The organism is Allobosea sp. AAP35 (genome assembly GCF_001295925.1).
GTDB lineage: Bacteria > Pseudomonadota > Alphaproteobacteria > Rhizobiales > Beijerinckiaceae > Allobosea.
In genome coordinates this window covers 65,033-81,246 of sequence record NZ_LJHQ01000048.1, presented here as the reverse complement: position 1 = coordinate 81,246, position 16,214 = coordinate 65,033, and the positions used below count along the sequence as shown (strand labels likewise).

At 66.7% G+C, this 16,214-nt stretch carries 15 protein-coding genes and 1 other RNA gene; 11 read left to right on the top strand and 5 right to left on the bottom strand.

Going from position 1 to position 16,214, the window contains the following annotated elements; all coding sequences use genetic code 11:
• The 4 genes from IP69_RS16270 to IP69_RS16255 form a co-directional block, all read right to left on the bottom strand.
• Positions 1-1,210: efflux RND transporter periplasmic adaptor subunit (locus IP69_RS16270; RefSeq protein ID WP_054143883.1), on the bottom strand; the 1,210-nt coding region annotated here is incomplete at its 3' end.
• Between the two features lie 162 nt (positions 1,211-1,372).
• Positions 1,373-2,155 carry a hypothetical protein gene (locus IP69_RS16265; protein WP_054143882.1) on the bottom strand — a complete coding sequence of 261 codons (783 nt, stop codon included), beginning with the start codon at positions 2,153-2,155 and terminating at the stop codon, positions 1,373-1,375.
• Between the two features lie 104 nt (positions 2,156-2,259).
• Positions 2,260-3,060 carry an N-acetylmuramoyl-L-alanine amidase gene (locus IP69_RS16260; RefSeq protein ID WP_054143881.1) on the bottom strand — a complete coding sequence of 267 codons (801 nt, stop codon included), beginning with the start codon at positions 3,058-3,060 and terminating at the stop codon, positions 2,260-2,262.
• Positions 3,057-3,806, bottom strand: a complete 750-nt coding sequence (locus tag IP69_RS16255; protein ID WP_054143880.1) for a TerB family tellurite resistance protein — start codon at positions 3,804-3,806, stop codon at positions 3,057-3,059. The genes IP69_RS16260 and IP69_RS16255 overlap by 4 nt, the downstream gene beginning before the upstream one ends.
• A 352-nt stretch (positions 3,807-4,158) precedes the next feature.
• Here IP69_RS16255 and IP69_RS16250 point away from each other — a divergent pair, with 352 nt between their 5' ends.
• Positions 4,159-4,779, top strand: coding sequence for a transglycosylase SLT domain-containing protein (locus IP69_RS16250; protein ID WP_054143879.1), 621 nt, complete (start codon positions 4,159-4,161; stop codon positions 4,777-4,779).
• Positions 4,780-4,846: 67 nt separating this feature from the next.
• Positions 4,847-5,254, top strand: an RNA gene (rnpB, locus tag IP69_RS16275) — RNase P RNA component class A.
• A 142-nt stretch (positions 5,255-5,396) separates the two neighbouring features.
• Here the strand turns inward: rnpB and IP69_RS16245 are convergent.
• Positions 5,397-5,819, bottom strand: coding sequence for an organic hydroperoxide resistance protein (locus IP69_RS16245; RefSeq protein ID WP_054143892.1), 423 nt, complete (start codon positions 5,817-5,819; stop codon positions 5,397-5,399).
• Between the two features lie 636 nt (positions 5,820-6,455).
• Here IP69_RS16245 and IP69_RS16240 point away from each other — a divergent pair.
• The 9 genes from IP69_RS16240 to IP69_RS21935 all read left to right on the top strand — a co-directional run bounded on the left by IP69_RS16240 (position 6,456) and on the right by IP69_RS21935 (position 16,168).
• Entirely contained in the window at positions 6,456-6,962 is a 507-nt protein-coding gene (locus IP69_RS16240) for a division/cell wall cluster transcriptional repressor MraZ (protein ID WP_248306864.1), read from the top strand.
• Complete coding sequence (gene rsmH / locus IP69_RS16235; protein ID WP_054143877.1) at positions 6,959-8,020, top strand: 16S rRNA (cytosine(1402)-N(4))-methyltransferase RsmH; 1,062 nt, start codon at positions 6,959-6,961, stop codon at positions 8,018-8,020. The genes IP69_RS16240 and rsmH overlap by 4 nt, the downstream gene beginning before the upstream one ends.
• The gene (locus tag IP69_RS16230; RefSeq protein ID WP_054143876.1) at positions 8,017-8,403 is read left to right on the top strand and encodes a hypothetical protein; all 387 of its coding nucleotides are present in this window, start codon (positions 8,017-8,019) and stop codon (positions 8,401-8,403) included. Before rsmH ends, IP69_RS16230 begins: the two co-directional genes overlap by 4 nt.
• Positions 8,400-10,160, top strand: coding sequence for a penicillin-binding protein 2 (locus IP69_RS16225; protein ID WP_054143875.1), 1,761 nt, complete (start codon positions 8,400-8,402; stop codon positions 10,158-10,160). The genes IP69_RS16230 and IP69_RS16225 overlap by 4 nt, the downstream gene beginning before the upstream one ends.
• 194 nt (positions 10,161-10,354) lie before the next feature.
• Positions 10,355-11,812: a UDP-N-acetylmuramoyl-L-alanyl-D-glutamate--2,6-diaminopimelate ligase gene (locus IP69_RS16220; protein ID WP_054143874.1), complete on the top strand. Its 1,458-nt coding sequence runs from the start codon at positions 10,355-10,357 to the stop codon at positions 11,810-11,812.
• Complete coding sequence (locus IP69_RS16215; protein ID WP_054143873.1) at positions 11,809-13,233, top strand: UDP-N-acetylmuramoylalanyl-D-glutamyl-2,6-diaminopimelate--D-alanyl-D-alanine ligase; 1,425 nt, start codon at positions 11,809-11,811, stop codon at positions 13,231-13,233. Before IP69_RS16220 ends, IP69_RS16215 begins: the two co-directional genes overlap by 4 nt.
• A 19-nt stretch (positions 13,234-13,252) precedes the next feature.
• Positions 13,253-14,335: a phospho-N-acetylmuramoyl-pentapeptide-transferase gene (mraY, locus tag IP69_RS16210; protein ID WP_054143872.1), complete on the top strand. Its 1,083-nt coding sequence runs from the start codon at positions 13,253-13,255 to the stop codon at positions 14,333-14,335.
• Between the two features lie 2 nt (positions 14,336-14,337).
• Positions 14,338-15,783 carry a UDP-N-acetylmuramoyl-L-alanine--D-glutamate ligase gene (gene murD, locus IP69_RS16205; protein WP_054143871.1) on the top strand — a complete coding sequence of 482 codons (1,446 nt, stop codon included), beginning with the start codon at positions 14,338-14,340 and terminating at the stop codon, positions 15,781-15,783.
• 76 nt (positions 15,784-15,859) lie between these two features.
• Entirely contained in the window at positions 15,860-16,168 is a 309-nt protein-coding gene (locus IP69_RS21935) for a hypothetical protein (protein ID WP_156323499.1), read from the top strand.
• The last annotated feature ends 46 nt before the right edge of the window (positions 16,169-16,214 follow it).

Below are 16,214 nucleotides of genomic sequence, written 5' to 3'. Positions count from 1 at the left end.
CGCCGCCCCGGCCGGGGCCGGCTTCGGCCGCCGGGCCCGGCGCAACGCGCGGGAGAGCTGCCGGGGCGGTCGCCGCCATGCCGGCCGGGCGGAAGCGCAGTGCTGCATTGGCGATGCGCAGCACGTCGCGGCGATCCTCGGTGACGACCTGGAGATTGGCGGTCATGCCCGGCAGCAGCGCCATGTCGGCGTTGTCGACGCGGATGACGCCGGTATAGGTGACGACGTTCTGGATCGTCTGCGCGCCGAGCCTGACCATCTCGACGCGGCCCTCGAAGGTGCGGTTGGGATAGGCGTTGACGGTGAAAGTCGTCGGCTGCCCGGCCTTCAGCCGGCCGACATCGGCCTCGTCGACATTGGCGTAGATGTCGATGGTGCGCAGATCCTGCGCGATCTGGAACAGGGTCGGCGTGGAGAGCGAGGCCGCCACCGTCTGGCCGAGGTCGACCTGGCGCTGGACCACGACGCCATCGACCGGCGAGCGGATGTCGGTGCGCTCGAGATCGATCAGGATGTCCTTGAGCTTGGCCTCGCGTTGCGAGATCAACGCCTCGCCGGACTTCACCTGGCCCTCAGCCAGCAGGATGTCGGCGTCGAGCCCGTTGAACTCGGCCTTGGCCGAGGCGATCTGGGCCTCGCTGGAGGCCAGCGTCGCGACCTGGACCTCGACCTGGGTGCTGGCGGTGTCGAGCGCCTGCTGCGAGCCGGTGTTGCGCTTGAAGAGTTCGCTCTGGCGCTCGAAGGTCCGCCTGGCATCGGCGAGCTGTGCGGCGGTGCGGTCCCGCTGGGCTTCCAGATCCTTGACCGTCGAATTGGCCTTGAGCCGCGTCGAGCGGGCGCGGTCGAGTTGGGCGCGCTTGACCAGGAGGTCGGCGCGCGCCTGCGCCACATCGGCGTGGGCGGCGTCGCGACGCGTCTTGATCTGGTCGCTGTTGAGCCTTGCGACGACCTGGCCGGCCTTCACCTGCGAGTTGTAGTCGGCGAGGATCTCGACGATCTGCCCTGAGAGCTGAGAGCCGACCAGCACCGTCGTCATCGGCGTCAGCGTGCCGGTGGCGCGCACGGCCGCCGTGATCTGGCCGCGATCCACCGGCGCGGTGCGGTAGGCCGCCTCATTGGCCGTCCCGCCGGTGGGGCGGAACGTCCAGTAGCCGCCGGCCACCGCAAGCGCCACCAGCCCCGATCCGATCAACCATTTGCGCAAGGTCACGCCCCCATCGTCGTGCCGGCGATCGCGCCTGCATCCAACCGCTGGATCATGCCAGAATCCCGCAACAACAGCGAGTTAACTTATCGCAATGTTGCGGAGAGGTTGGGCGTGGGGCGGTCAGGTGCAAAGCTCGGATCATCCGACAATGCTGAAGCGGTTGCCCTACCCGAACTGCGTGAGCGCGGCATCGGCCACTGCGACGGGATCGTTGAAGGTCCATCTGGGAATCGTGCGCATGCGGTCGAGGCCGGCGAAAACAGCCGCGAAGCCGCCATCGGGAGAGATTTCGCGGAGCGCCGCATCGAATGCGTGGCCAAAGCCCCTAAAGCCGTCGGCTTCGACCTCGCATAAATGGATCTGGTTCCAGTCGATCGCCAGCGCGGGGTCGCGGTAGATCACCGCCGCAGTCTCCATGGTCCTGAAGGTCCCGATCCTGTCGGCCGCTACAAGCCTCCCGGCGGCAGGGCCGATATAGCTGCGCATGATGTCCCGGTACTCGCCCAGAAATGCCGGTCGCACATCGATGTATTCCAGTGACACCTGCCGTTCCGGGCGATCTGCAGAGCCCGTCCATGCTCGCGGCATCACAAAAGCCGAGGGGGTGGTCAAGAGAATTTCTGCTCTTAGCAACTGGGTGCCAGCCGTTTGTGGCTTAACGACGAGCTCGTTGATGGCGTCGGCCGGAACGATGTGGCGGAAATATCTCAGCTCCAGATGGCTCCAGATAGGCGCGTCCGAAGCATTCAGGAATACCGAGCGATGGCGATAGAGCGCTTGGCCGAGGCATCTCTCGCCATATCGCGCCCCGTTGAGCGCGGCATCCTTCAACGTCGTTTCGGCTTGGGAACCGCGCGACTGTAACGTGCGAGCGAGGACGACAAGGCGCTCGTCGGGCTCGATCATGGCCAGATGCGTGACGCCGGTCGGATGGACAGCGTCAGCCATTGCAATTTCCCGACTTCGTGAGTGGCACGATCGTACTCACGGCAAAGGCTGCAGTGCTTTAGAGCCGGAATCAAACGGACACACGAGAACGTTCCGCATCAGCCTCATCCCGTCCTTCCCCCCTGCGTCGCCGCCAGCAGATCCCGCAGCGTCGTGATCGTCGATGCGTCGGCGACGCCGTCGATTTTTTCGGGGCGCCAGTGGCGCTGGAAGGCGGCGACGATCGCCTCCAGCTTCTCGTCATAGACGCCGTCGACCGCGACGCCGTAGCCGAACATCGCGAACATCGCCTGCAATGCCTCGACCGGCTGGCCGCCATCGCCGCGAGCGAAGAAGCGGCCGCTGCGGATCGGGGCGGGTTCGCTCCAGAGGCCGACGCCGCCTTGCGCGAAATGCCGCCAGGGGAATTTCTCGCCGGGGTCGATCTTGCGGCCCGGCGCGATGTCGGAATGGGCGAGCACGCGCTCAGGGGGAATGGCCCAGCGCTCGCAGATGTCGCGGCAGAGGTTGAGCGTCGCGGCGATCTGCTCTGGCGGGAAATCGGGCAGGCCGCCGGGATGGCCGGGATTGGCGATCTCGATGCCGATCGAGCAGGAGTTGATGTCGCTCTCGCCGGCCCAGTGCGAGGCCCCGGCATGCCAGGCGCGGCGCGCTTCCGGCACGAGCTGCAGCGTGTGGCCGTTCTCGAAGACGAAGTAGTGCGAGGAGACCTGCGAGACCGGATTGCACAGCCATTGCAGCGCCTCTCCGGCCATCGCCATGCCGGTGTAGTGCAGGATCAGCATGTCCGGCCGGCGCGGCGCGCCGTCGGCCTCACCCTTCCGCTCACCATGGTTGGGGGAGGGGAAGATCTTGGCCGCAAAGCGGCTGTCGGGCGTCATCGGCGGCTTGGTCATCTCACTCATGCCGGCTCGCTCGCCAGCCTTGCGGTCAGCCCGCGCTCGCGCTCGATGGCGTCCCAGGCGGCGTTGATCGCGGCGAGGCGGCGGGTGGCGATCGCCACGGCTTCTTCCGGCAATCCTCGCGCGATCTCACGGTCGGGATGGTTGTCGGCGACCAACTGCCGGTAATGCCGCTTGAGATCGGCGTCGCTCATCTCGCGGGTTGCGCCCAGGACGAGATAGGGGTCGTCGGCGCGGCGGACATGGCGGGCCTCGATCCGGGCGAAGTTCGTATCGTCGATGCCGAAGATGGTCGCGACATCGCGCAGATAGGCGTGTTCGTCCTGGTGGATCGCGCCATCGGCGGCGGCGATCAGAAAGAGGCCGTCGAGCACGTCCTCGAGCAGCGCCGGCTCGTCGCGAAAGGCCTCGGCGATCTGACCGGCATAGGCTTCAAAACCGGCGCTGGTCTGCTTGGCGAGGTCGAACAGCATCTCTATGCGCTTTTGCTGCTCGGGCGGCACGGTGACGATGCGCTGGAACGCGGCAACCTCGTCGCGCGTCACGACCCCGTCCGAACGCGCCATCTTCGCCGCGAGTGCGACGAGGCCGGTGGTGAAGATAAGTTCGCGCGGAGCGGCGCCGAAAGGGGCGCCTTCGCGGTCGACGAGCACATGGCCGGCGAGCGCACCGACGAGCGCGCCGAGCGGGCCGCCGAGTGCGAGGCCAAGGCTGCCGCCGCTCAGCATCCCCCAGAAAGACGAAACCATGATGCAGGCGACTCCGGACCTCGTACTGATGCGGCGATGATAGCGGCAAGTGGCCGCTGCCGACAGCCCGGCGGCACGTCGATTGGCGGCTCAATCGAGCCGCAAACCGCAATTACGGCGAAAAAGCGGCTGAAAGTGCTGAGCCGGCTTGAATACACAGGTCGCCCGCGCGGGGGCAAGCCGCTTGCTGCCCGATTACCGCATCAATACTTCATAGTAAGATAACGTATAGAATAAGCGACTCAATAAAATGCGAGCCAATTTCCGAATCGGCAAACAGATTCTCGTCACATTTACTGATCACTGAACTGCGCCTTCCAGCCAATTGGCGGCAGCAAGGGTTCAGTCAACGATGCGGTATACCTCCAGCGGCGCCTTTGCCGCGCTCGCGATTTGCCTCGCCTCCCTCCAGCCGGCGCAAGCCCAGGTCAACGACGAGACGGATGCCCGCGCGTTCATCGTCCGGGACGCCGAGATCCAACGTGCGAAGGCGGCTGCTGAAGCCGGCGAGGACAAGACGGAGACGACCGGCTCGGTGACTGCCTCCGCCGTCGAAGCGAAACAGAAGCCGACGCGCACAGCCCTTGCGGCCCCGGTTGGCTCGGAAGGGCTGAAGGCGCTGGTCGCGCGCCATGCCGCCGCCAACGGCGTTCCGTTCTCGCTGGCCGATGCGGTGGTGCGGGTCGAGAGTCGCTACAACCCCCGCGCCGCCAATGCCGGCAATTACGGGCTGATGCAGATCCGCCACCAGACGGCGCGTGGCATGGGCTATTCCGGCGGTACTGGGGGCCTGCTCGATCCAGAGACAAATGCCCGCTACGCCATGAAATATCTGGCGATGGCCTATCGCGCCGCTGGCGGCGACACCTGCCGCACCATCATGAAATATCAGAGCGGCCATATGGCGACCCGCATGAGCGGTGCAAACCGCACCTATTGCGCCAAGATCCGCACCATCACGGCCAGCAACTGAGCCGGCGCGGCCCTGTCCTGGTGGCTCGCCTTGACGCGAGACCCGGGAGCGCGCACTAGCCCTCCCGCCAGTCGGCCGGACGGCCGCTCTCGCAAGAACTCAGGTTCTCGTGGGGGAGGAAAGTCCGGGCTCCACGGAAACACGGTGCCGGATAACGTCCGGCGGGGGCGACCCCAGGGACAGCGCCACAGAGATCGAACCGCCTGCGTGCCTCGGCTCGCAGGTAAGGGTGAAAAGGTGCGGTAAGAGCGCACCGCGGACCCGGCAACGGGGACGGCATGGCAAGCCCCACCGGGAGCAAAACCGAATAGGGACGATGCTTTTCGCGCGAGCGGGGAGGGGCCTGTTTCTGGGCCTTGTCGTCCGGGTTGGTTGCTCGAGGCGCGCAGCAATGCGCGTCCCAGAGGAATGGCCGTCACGTCGGGGGAGCGATCTCCCGGCCATCCAAAACCCGGCTTACAGGCCGACTGGCAATTTCACTCCGGCGGCCGGCTGAAGCGATGTCCTGCGCTTCCGGTGCTCACGGACAAGCCGTCCGCTCCGCTCCGGTTCTCGAACATCGCTCCATCCGGCTCACCGGAGCGAATTGCGCCGAGCCTGTGCGTGTTGCGCCGGCCTCAGGCGACCGCCAGTTCGACGTCGATATTGCCCTTGGTCGCGTTCGAATAGGGGCAGACGATGTGGGCCTTCTGGACGAGATCCTCGACCACGGCCTTGTCGATGCCCGGTACCGAGATCGTCAGCTTGACCGCAAGGCCGAAGCCGCCGCCGTCGTCGCGCGGGCCGATGCCGACATCGGCGCTGATCTTCGCATCCTCGGGGATCTTGACCTTCTCCTTGCCGGCGACGGCCTTGAGCGCGCCGAGGAAGCAGGCCGAATAGCCCATCGCGAAAAGCTGCTCGGGGTTGGTGCCGTCGCCGCCGCTGCCGCCGAGCTCCTTGGGTGTGTTCAACACGACCGCGATATTGCCCGTGTCGGTCTCGGCCTTGCCTTCGCGGCCGCCAGTCGCTGAACCATGGGCGGTGTAGAGGATCTTCATGGGGAACTCCTTGCCTGTTGAGTAGCGCATCGACGTCGCGACGCGTTCGATCGTGAACCTGCGAAATCAATTTAGATCGTGCGCAATTTAATTGTCAACGATATAATCGGGCGTTCACGCTGAGGTGATTTCTCGCTCCGCATTGCCGCGCACCGTGTCTTCGCTGCGCGCCGCCGATGAGGAGGGAAGCGATGACGGCGAGCAAGGTTCCGCAGATGTAAGCTCCTGCAGGAGCTTCGGGCCGTCTCGCCTCAAGGGCCGCTGGCCCGGCGATCTGGCCCACGATGGGAGGCGCTGCCGATACCGCCGAGCCGGGCTGCCCGCCTCGAGGAAAAATTTGCGGCGGCCATACCGGGCAATGCGCGGCCCGGAGCGAGGCCTCTGCGGCAAATTCCGCGTGGTTACGGATACTTAACCTTAACGAGCTGTGATGCCGTAACGCTGTCGCAGGCTGGCCTCGACAGGCCCGATTCCATTGACGCCCATGAAGGCCCATGCTATCCCAAATTATCCCGTCGAGGTCGGCAGGCGCCAAGCAAATCAGGGTCCGTGTGCCGCGCGGAATTTGGTTGGTGGCCGTGCCTTGCCTGCCTCGACGGGGGGCTACCGCCCCGCGCCATCAGCGGATCAGCGGCCTTGTCGCAAGCAGGCCGGGAGGCGGCGTTGACGGACCGCTTCGTCTCGAATTTCACCAATCGGCTCGACGCCAAGGGCCGCGTCTCGATCCCGTCAAGCTTCCGCGCCGTGCTGGCGAAGGACGGCTACGAGGGTCTCTACGTCCATCCCGCGCTGGATCTCGCTGCCTTCGATGCCGGCGGCCATGCGCTGCGCCGGACCATCGACGACATCCTTTCGCGCTTCTCGCCCTTTTCGGAGGAGTGGGAGTCGCTGTCGACTGCGCTGAACGGCACCTGCGAGGTGCTGAAAGTCGATCCGGAGGGGCGTATCATGCTGAGCGAGGGGCTGAAGGCGCATACCGGGATCTCGGATGCGGTGACCTTTGTCGGGCACGGGCACAAATTCCAGATCTGGGAGCCGCAGCGTTTCCAGGCTCATCTCGAAACGGCGAAAGCCAAGTTGCGCGACGTGAAACGCGCGCTCGGAGCGCAGCCGCTTGCGGCGGTCGGGGCGTCGGGCGCATGAAACGTCGGCTCGAACGCGATGGCGGGGTTGCTGGTGGGGAAGCGGGCGACGCAGCCGCGCCCCATGTCCCGGTGCTTCTCGCCGAAGTCCTGACCGCGCTCGGGCCCAGGCCGGGCGGGCGTTATCTCGACGGCACCTTCGGCGCCGGCGGCTATGCGCGCGCCATTTTGGACTCAGCGCCCGGCGCGACGCTGCTGGCGCTCGACCGGGACCCGACGGCAATCACCGGCGGGGCTGGTCTCGTCGCCGCGATGGACGGGCGGCTGACCCTGGCGCAGGCGCGCTTCGGCGAATTGGCGCAAGAAGCCGCGCGCTTCCAGATGACGCCGCTCGACGGTGTCGTGCTGGATATCGGCGTTTCCTCGATGCAGATCGACCAGGCGGAGCGGGGCTTCTCCTTCCGCTTCGACGGGCCGCTCGACATGCGCATGGGCTGCGAGGGCCGCAGCGCCGCCGATTTTGTCAACGAGGCGGAGGAGGGGCTGCTTGCCAACATCTTCTACCATTATGGCGAGGAGCGGCGGTCTCGTGCCGTGGCGCGCGCCATCGTCGAGGCGCGCCGGAAAGCGCCGCTGACGACGACCAAGCAGCTGGCCGAACTCGTCGCCGGCATTGTCTGGGCCGAGCCCGGCGCGGCCCATCCCGCGACGCGCGTGTTCCAGGCGCTGCGCATCGCGGTCAATGACGAACTCGGCGAACTGGTCGCCGCGCTGCATGCCGCCGAGGCCGTGCTGGCGCCAGGCGGGCGGCTCGTCGTCGTGACGTTCCATTCCCTGGAAGACCGCATCGTCAAGCAGTTCCTGACCGAGCGCTCGGGGCGGGCACCCGCCGGCTCGCGCCATGCGCCGGTCGTTGCCGTGGCGGAGCCGACCTTCAGCCTCGTCAACCGGGGGCCGATCGCGGCTGGCGAGGCGGAGACGCGGCTCAATCCACGCGCCCGCTCCGCGAAGCTCAGGGCGGCCGAGCGCAATGCCGCGCCGGCCCGGGAGCCTGAGCCCGATCTCGTCGCGCTGGCGGGCATCCCCGCGCCCCAGCCTCGCCGGAGCCCCAGAGCATGATCAAGCTGCTCCATGTCGTTGCCATCGGCGCGCTCGTCTCCTCGGCGTTCTATGCGTACACGATCAAATACGACACCACGCTCGAAGCCGAGCAGCTCCAGAAGATCCGGATGAAGGCCCAGCGCGAGCGCGATGCCATCGCGGTGCTGAAGGCGGAATGGCAGTATCTCAACCGGCCCGACCGCCTGCAGGCGCTGGCCGAACGCCATCTCGACCTGCAGCCCTTCTCGGTCACGCAGGTCGTGCGCATGTCCGATATTCCCAATCGCGGGCCCAAGGTCGATGCGATCGGCCGCAAGCTCGAGGATCTGGGTCTCGGTCTTCCGACCGAGACCCCCAAGGATCGCAAGGCGAGCGCCACCACGCCGGGAGGCCGTCCATGAGCGAGACCGTGACTCAAGTCGACGACCGCACCGACGAGGCCGCGCCGGTTCGTCGGTTCTCCCGCCTGCGCGACGTCTTCCGCATGAGCGGCGAGAAGAGCCAGCCGCGCGTCGGTCTGGTGATCCTCGGCTTCTCGGTGCTGTTCCTGGCGATCACGGGGCGCCTGGTCATGCTGGCGACCCTGCCCAACGAGCAGGTCGGACTGCGGCGGGCGACCTCCAACGCGATCTCCTCGGCCAGGCCCGATATCGTCGATCGCAATGGCGACGTGTTGGCGACCGATATCCGCACCGTCTCGGTCTTCGCCGAGCCGCGCAAGATCCTCGACAAGGACGAGGCGACCGAGCTTCTCACCGCCGTCCTGCCCGATCTCGACGCAAAGGATCTGCGCGACAGGCTCGGCACCAAGAAGGGCTTCACCTGGGTCAAGCGCGAGATCACGCCGCGCCAGCAGGCGGAGGTTCACCGTCTGGGCATCCCCGGCGTCGGCTTCGTGCCCGAGAACAAGCGCGTCTATCCCAACGGCACGGCCGCCGCCCATGTGCTGGGCTTCGCCAATGTCGACAATGTCGGCATCGCCGGCATCGAGAAATACATCGACTCGCAAGGGTTGCAGGACCTGAACGGAGCGGGTCTGGCGACGCAGGCCTCCGACCTCAAGGCGATGTCGCTATCGATCGACCTGCGCGTGCAGCATGCGCTGCGCGACGAGCTGTCGAAGGGCATGGAGAAATACAGGGCGATCGCGGCCGCGGGCGCGATCATGGACGTCAACACCGGCGAGATGATCGCTCTGGTGTCGCTGCCCGATTTCGACCCCGGCAACCCGGTCGATGCGCTCGAGAAGGACCGGATCAACCGGATGAGCGTCGGCGTCTACGAGATGGGCTCGACCTTCAAGGCGCTGACCGTCGCGATGGCCCTGGACTCGGGCAAGGCCAACATCAACTCCACCTACTCGACCGCCGGCGGCATGATGCGCTTCGGCCGCCAGGTGATCCGGGAATATCACGGCACCGGCCGCACGCTGACGGTGCCGGAGGTCTTCCTGCATTCGTCGAACATGGGTTCGATCAAGATGGCGCTGTCGGTCGGTGTCGAAGGGCACAAGACCTTCCTGCGCAAGATGATGCAGCTCGACCGGATGACGACGGAACTGCCCGAAAGCGCCGCGCCGATCGTGCCCGGGCGTTGGGGCGAGATCAACACGGCCACGATCGCCTTCGGCCACGGCCTCGCGGTGGCGCCGATCCAGGCGATGGCGGCGGTCGCGGCGCTGGTCAATGGCGGCACGCTGATCACGCCGACCTTCCTGAAGCGCTCGGAGGAAGAGGCGAAGAAGACCGGCGTGCGGGTGATCAAGCCCGAGACCTCCGAGGCGATGCGCTTCATCATGCGCCTTAACGGCGAGAAGGGCTCGGCCCGGAAAGCGGATGTCGCGGGCTATTTCGTCGGCGGCAAGACGGGCACGGCCGAGAAGGTGATCAACGGGCGCTACGCCAAAAACCGGAACTTCACGACGTTCACGGCGATCGCGCCATCCGACAAGCCGAAATATCTGTTCCTGGCGATCTATGACGAGCCCAAGGGTTATGCCGAGAGCGGCGGCTATTCGACCGCGGCCTGGAATGCCGGCATCACGACCGGCAAGGTGATCGAGCGCGTCGCGCCGATTCTGGGCCTGCCGCCGCGCTTCGAGCCGCCGGTTGCGCCGTTCCCGCTGATGGCGCGTCTTGGGGCCTGGGGCACGCGGTAGGGAGCGTCATGCCGACCTCGCCCGGCTCAACCAGCGCGCACGTCATTCCAGACAAGCCGCGTCAGCGGTGCTGCTCCGGAATCCATGACAGGGCGCAGGCGCGCTTTATGATGGATTCCGGGCCGTCGCTTCGCTACGCCCGGAATGACGGCGTCCTGGTGATTTGAGGACGTGCCCTTGACCTTGGTTTCCGCATGATCCCGCGCCTCCTGACGCTCGACATTCTCTTTCCGGGCGTGTTCCCGGAGGCCGGCAAACGCGAGATCGCCGGCGTTGCCTTCGATAGTCGCAAGGTCTCGCCGGGCGACGTGTTCGTTGCGCTGGCCGGCGCCAAGGCGGACGGTGCCCGCTTCATCACCGATGCAGTCGCCAAAGGGGCGGTCGCGGTTGTCTCAGGCCAGCCGCGTCCGGCCAATCTCGATGGCTCGGTGGCCTTTGCGCAGGTCGAGGACCCCCGGCTCGCATTGTCGCTGGCGGCGGCATTGATCCATCCGGGCCAGCCGGGCACGATCGTCGCGATCACCGGCACCAGCGGCAAATCCTCGGTCGCCGATTTCACCCGCCAGATCTTCCAGACGCTCGGCCATGAGGCGGCAAGCCTTGGCACGATCGGCGTCGTCACCGCCAAAGGCGCCGATTACGGCTCGCTGACCACGCCCGACCCGCTTTCGCTGCATGCTTCGCTGGACAGGCTGGTGGGCGAGGGCATCACGCATCTGGCGATGGAAGCCTCCTCGCATGGGCTCGACCAGCGCCGGCTGGACGGCGTCCGGCTGAAGGCCGGGGCCTTCCTCAATCTGGGCCGCGACCATCTCGACTATCATTCGACTCTGGCGGACTATCTCGCCGCCAAGATGCGGCTGTGGGATCTGCTGCCTGCGGACGCGCCGGTCGTGATCAACCGGGATGAGCCCTATGCGGCAGAGGCCGCGCAGGCGGCGATGGCCGCGGGGCATCCGCTGATCGGCATCGGCCGCCGGGGCGAGACGATCCGGCTGGTCGAGAGCGCCCGCGAGGGCTTCTCGCAGCGGCTGACGCTAGCGCTGGAGGGGCGAGAGCTTACGGTCACCTTGCCGCTGGTCGGCGATTTCATGGCCGGCAATGCGCTTGTGGCGGCCGCGCTGACCATCGCGACAGGCGATGATCGCGAGGCAGCGCTGCGGGCGATCGCCGGGCTCACCGGCGTCGCCGGGCGGCTGGAGCGCGTTGGGGAAGCGAATGGCGGGCTCGTGGTGGTCGATTACGCCCACAAACCCGATGCGCTGGCGGCCGTGCTGTCGACGTTGCGGGGCTATGCGACAGGGCGGCTGATCTGCGTCTTCGGCTGTGGCGGCGACCGCGACACCGGCAAGCGGCCCTTGATGGGGCAAATCGCGGCCGATCTCGCCGACATCGCCATCGTCACCGACGACAATCCGCGCAGCGAGGATCCGGCCGCGATCCGGGCGCAGGTCATGGCCGTGTCACCCAAGCTGCGCGAAATTGGCGACCGCGCTGAGGCGATCAAAGCTGCCGTAGGCATGCTTGGCCCAGGCGATGTTCTGGTCGTGGCCGGAAAGGGTCATGAAACCGGCCAGATCATCGGCGACCGGACCTATCCCTTCTCCGACCAGGACGTGGTGCGGACGGCAATCGCGGAGATCGCAGGATGAGCACGCCCCTCTGGAGCGGAGACGAACTGGTCGCGGCGCTCGTCGCGCGCATTGAGGGGGCGGTGCCGGCCGCGATCACCGGGATCTCGATCGATACCCGCACGCTGGAGCCGGGCGACGCCTTCTTCGCGATCACCGGCGAAGCCCGCAACGGGCATGATTTCGTCAAGGCGGCGCTGGAGAAGGGCGCAGCGCTCGCGGTCGTCGACGAGGCGCATGCGGCGCAGTTTTCAGGCCAGGGCGCGCTCGCCATCGTGCCCGACGTGCTCAAGGCGATGGAGTTGGCCGGCAGCGCGCGCCGCGCGGAGCTGAAGGGCGGGGTCGTCGCCGTCACCGGCTCGGTCGGCAAGACCGGCACCAAGGACGCGCTGCGCCTGGTGCTGTCGCGCCAGGGCAAGACCCATGCGCCGGTGGCCTCCTACAACAACCATTGGGGCGTGCCGCTGACGCTGTGCCGCACGCCCAGAGACGTCGATTACGCGGTCTACGAGATCGGCATGAACCATCCCGGTGAGATTCTGCCGCTGGCGAGACTGGTGCGCCCGCAGGTCGCGCTGATCACCACGATCCAGCCGGTGCATCTGGCTGCCTTCGACTCGCTCGAAGGCATCGCCGAGGAGAAGGCCGGAGTCTTCTGGGAGCTCGAACCGGGCGGCACTGCCATCGTCAATGCCGACATCCCGCAGGCCGATCTGCTCGAACGGATCGCGAAATCCGGGCCCGCCGGCCAGGTGATCCGCTTCGGTGAAAGCCTTGATGCCGATGTCCGGCTGATCTCCTGCGCGCTGCGGTCCGATGTTTCGACGGTCGATGCCGTGGTGATGGGACAGCCCGTGACCTACCGGCTCGGCAGCCCCGGCAAGCACATCGTATTGAATTCGCTGGCGGTTCTGGCCGCCATCAAGGCTCTCGGCGCCGATCTCGCCTTGGCTGCCCTGGCACTGGGCGATCTGCGCCCTCCGGCCGGGCGCGGCGCGCAGCAGCGGCTCGAGGCGCCGGGCGGAATTTTCACGCTGATCGACGAGAGCTACAACGGCAATCCGGCCTCGATGCGGGCCGCGATCGAGAATCTCGGTCGCATTCCCGTCGCCGGGCGCGGCCGCCGGATCGCGGTGCTGGGCGACATGCTGGAATTGGGACCGACGGGCCCCGACCTGCACAAGGGACTACACGAGGCGATCACCGCCAACGGCATTGACGCGGTCTTTGCCTGCGGCCCGCTGATGCGGGGGCTGTATGACAGCTTGCCTTCGACCCTGCGGGGGGCTTATGCCGCGCAGGCGAGCGGGCTGGAGCCTCTCGTGCTGGACGCGATCCGGGCCGGCGATGTCGTCATGGTCAAGGGTTCGCTCGGCTCGCGCATGGGGCCTGTCGTCAAGGCGCTCGCGATGCGGTTCCCCGCCGCATCGGCAGAAGACTAGAACAAGAGACCTGAAAACGATGCTCGTCTGGCTCGCCGATTTCTCCGGCACGTTCCCGATCCTGAACGTCTTCCGGTACATCACCTTCCGCGCCGGTGGCGCCACGGCGACGGCCTTGCTCGTGGTGTTTTTCTTCGGCCCGGCGGCGATTTCGTGGCTGCGTATCAAGCAGGGCAAAGGCCAGCCGATCCGCTTGGACGGGCCGGAATCGCACCTCGCCAAGCGCGGCACGCCGACCATGGGCGGGCTGATGATCCTCGGCGGTCTGCTGGTGGCGACGCTGCTGTGGGGAAACCTGCGCAACCCTTATGTCTGGGTCGTGCTCGGCGTCACGGTCGGCTATGGCGCGATCGGCTTCTATGACGACTATCTCAAGGTGACGAAGCAGTCCCACAAGGGCTTTTCCGGCAAGGCGCGGCTCGGGCTCGAGATGGCGATCGCTCTGTTTGCTTGCTGGGTGGTGATGCAACTCGGCCCGCCGGCCATCGCCTCGGGCTTCGCCATGCCCTTCCTCAAGGAATTGATGATCCCGCTCGGCATCTTCTTTCCGCTGGTCACGGCGGTCGTCGTCGTCGGCGCCGGCAACGCGGTGAACCTCACCGACGGGCTCGACGGGCTCGCGATCGTGCCGGTGATGATCGCGGCGGCGACCTTCGGCTTCATCTCCTACCTGACCGGCAACGCGATCTTCGCCAATTACCTGCAGATCCACCATGTTCCGGGTGCCGGTGAACTGGCCGTGATCTGCGGCGCGGTGATCGGGGCCGGCATCGGCTTTCTCTGGTTCAACGCGCCGCCGGCCCAGATCTTCATGGGCGACACCGGTTCGCTGGGGCTGGGCGGCCTGCTCGGCGTGGTTGCGGTCGCGACCAAGCATGAGATCGTGCTGGCGATCGTCGGCGGGCTCTTCGTCATCGAGGCGCTCTCCGTCATCATCCAGGTCTTCGTCTACAAGCGCACCGGCAAGCGCGTGTTCCTGATGGCGCCGATCCACCATCATTTCGAGAAGCTGGGCTGGACCGAGCCGCAGGTCGTGATCCGCTTCTGGATCATCTCCGTGGTGCTGGCGCTGATTGGCCTCTCGACCCTGAAGCTGCGCTGATCATGACGCCGGTCACCTGCTTTGACGGCAAGCGCGTCGCGCTGTTCGGGCTCGGCGGTTCGGGGCTCGCCACGGCGCGCGCGCTTGTTGCCGGCGGTGCGGATGTCGCGGCCTGGGATGACAATCCGGCCAGTCGGGACAAGGCGGCCGCGCAGGGCATTGCGATCCTTAATCTGGCGAACGCCGACTGGTCGGGCTTCCACAGCCTGGTCCTGTCGCCCGGCGTGCCGCTGACCCATCCGACCCCGCACTGGACGGTCGACAAGGCCAAGGCCGCCGACGTCGAGATCATCGGCGATATCGAGCTGTTTTTTCGCCAGCGTGCGGCGATCGCGCCGACCGCCCCCGTGATCTGCATCACCGGCACCAATGGCAAGTCGACGACGACGGCGCTGATCGCTCACGTGCTGCGTTCTGCTGACCGCGACGTCCAAATGGGCGGCAATATCGGCACGGCCGTTCTGGCGTTGGAACCGCCGGCCGCAGAGCGCATCCACGTCATCGAGTGTTCGAGCTACCAGATCGATCTTGCGCCTTCGATGAAGCCGAGCGTCGGCATTCAGATGAACCTGACGCCCGACCATCTCGATCGTCACGGCACGTTCGAAGCCTATGGTGCGATCAAGGAGCGGCTGGTCGCGCATGCCGATGTTGCGGTCATCGGCGTTGACGACGAGCCGTCCAAGCAAATGGCGCGGCGGCGCGCGGCGTCAGGGCGGCCATTGGTCAAGATCAGTGGCGAGCAGCCGCTCGACGCGGGCGTCTTCGCCGGTATCACCGCCAATGCCGGCACGCTGGAGACGCGGATCGTGCAGGTGCTCGACGGCAAACCGCGCATCGTCGCCAATCTTGCCGGCATCGGCTCGCTTCGTGGTTCGCACAACGCGCAGAACGCGGCCGCTGCCTTTGCCGCCTGTTTCGCGCTCGGTTTGACGGCAGACGAGATCACGGCCGGCTTCCGGAGCTATCCCGGCCTGGCGCATCGCATGGAGGAGATCGGGCGCGTCGGCCGGGTCGTCTTCATCAACGATTCCAAGGCGACCAATGCCGATTCGACCGAGAAAGCGCTGACCTCCTTCCGCGACATCTTCTGGATCCTCGGCGGCAAGGCAAAGGAGGGCGGCATCGAAAGCCTGACGCGCTATTTCCCCAACATCGCCAAGGCTTATCTGATCGGCGCGGCGAGCGATTTGTTCGCAGCGACATTCGATGCCGATGGCCGGGTCGCCTATGATCGCTGCGATACGCTTGATGTCGCGGTCGAACGCGCCACCCGCGATGCCATCGCCGCGCATGGCACCGGTGAAATCGCCGTCCTGCTGTCGCCTGCCTGCGCCTCCTTCGACCAGTTTCCGAATTTCGAGGTCCGGGGAACAGCCTTCCGGGCGCTGGTCGAAGCTCTGCCGGGCTTTGTACCCGCAGGACAAAACATCCTCTCAGTTGCGTGAAGAGCAATCGAGGGAACTGAGCCAGCCGCGGGCCGTTATCTGTTCGAACGCTTCAAAACGAACGGAGAATTTCCTGATGATCAAGTCAATCGCCCTCATCGCCGGTCTGGCCCTCGTCCCGGCGGCAGCCATCGCCCAGACCACCCAGGCTCCGGTGAACGCGCCCAACAACACCCGGCCGACCAACACGGCCCCCGTGCCATCCCCGAGCGGCGCCACCGTGTCTCCCACCCCTGCACCCGGCGTCTCGCAGAACCCGGCCGGCGGCACGATCGGCGCTCCCGTCAATACCCCGGCCAGCCCCGGCGGCACCGTACCGGCCCAGCCGGCTCCGAGCGGCACGCCGAACCCGGCCGGCTCCGGCGCCTCCAGCACCAAGCCCTGAGATCGTCGGCCGTCATGGCTGACAAAGGCTCCGCCTCACGGCGGGG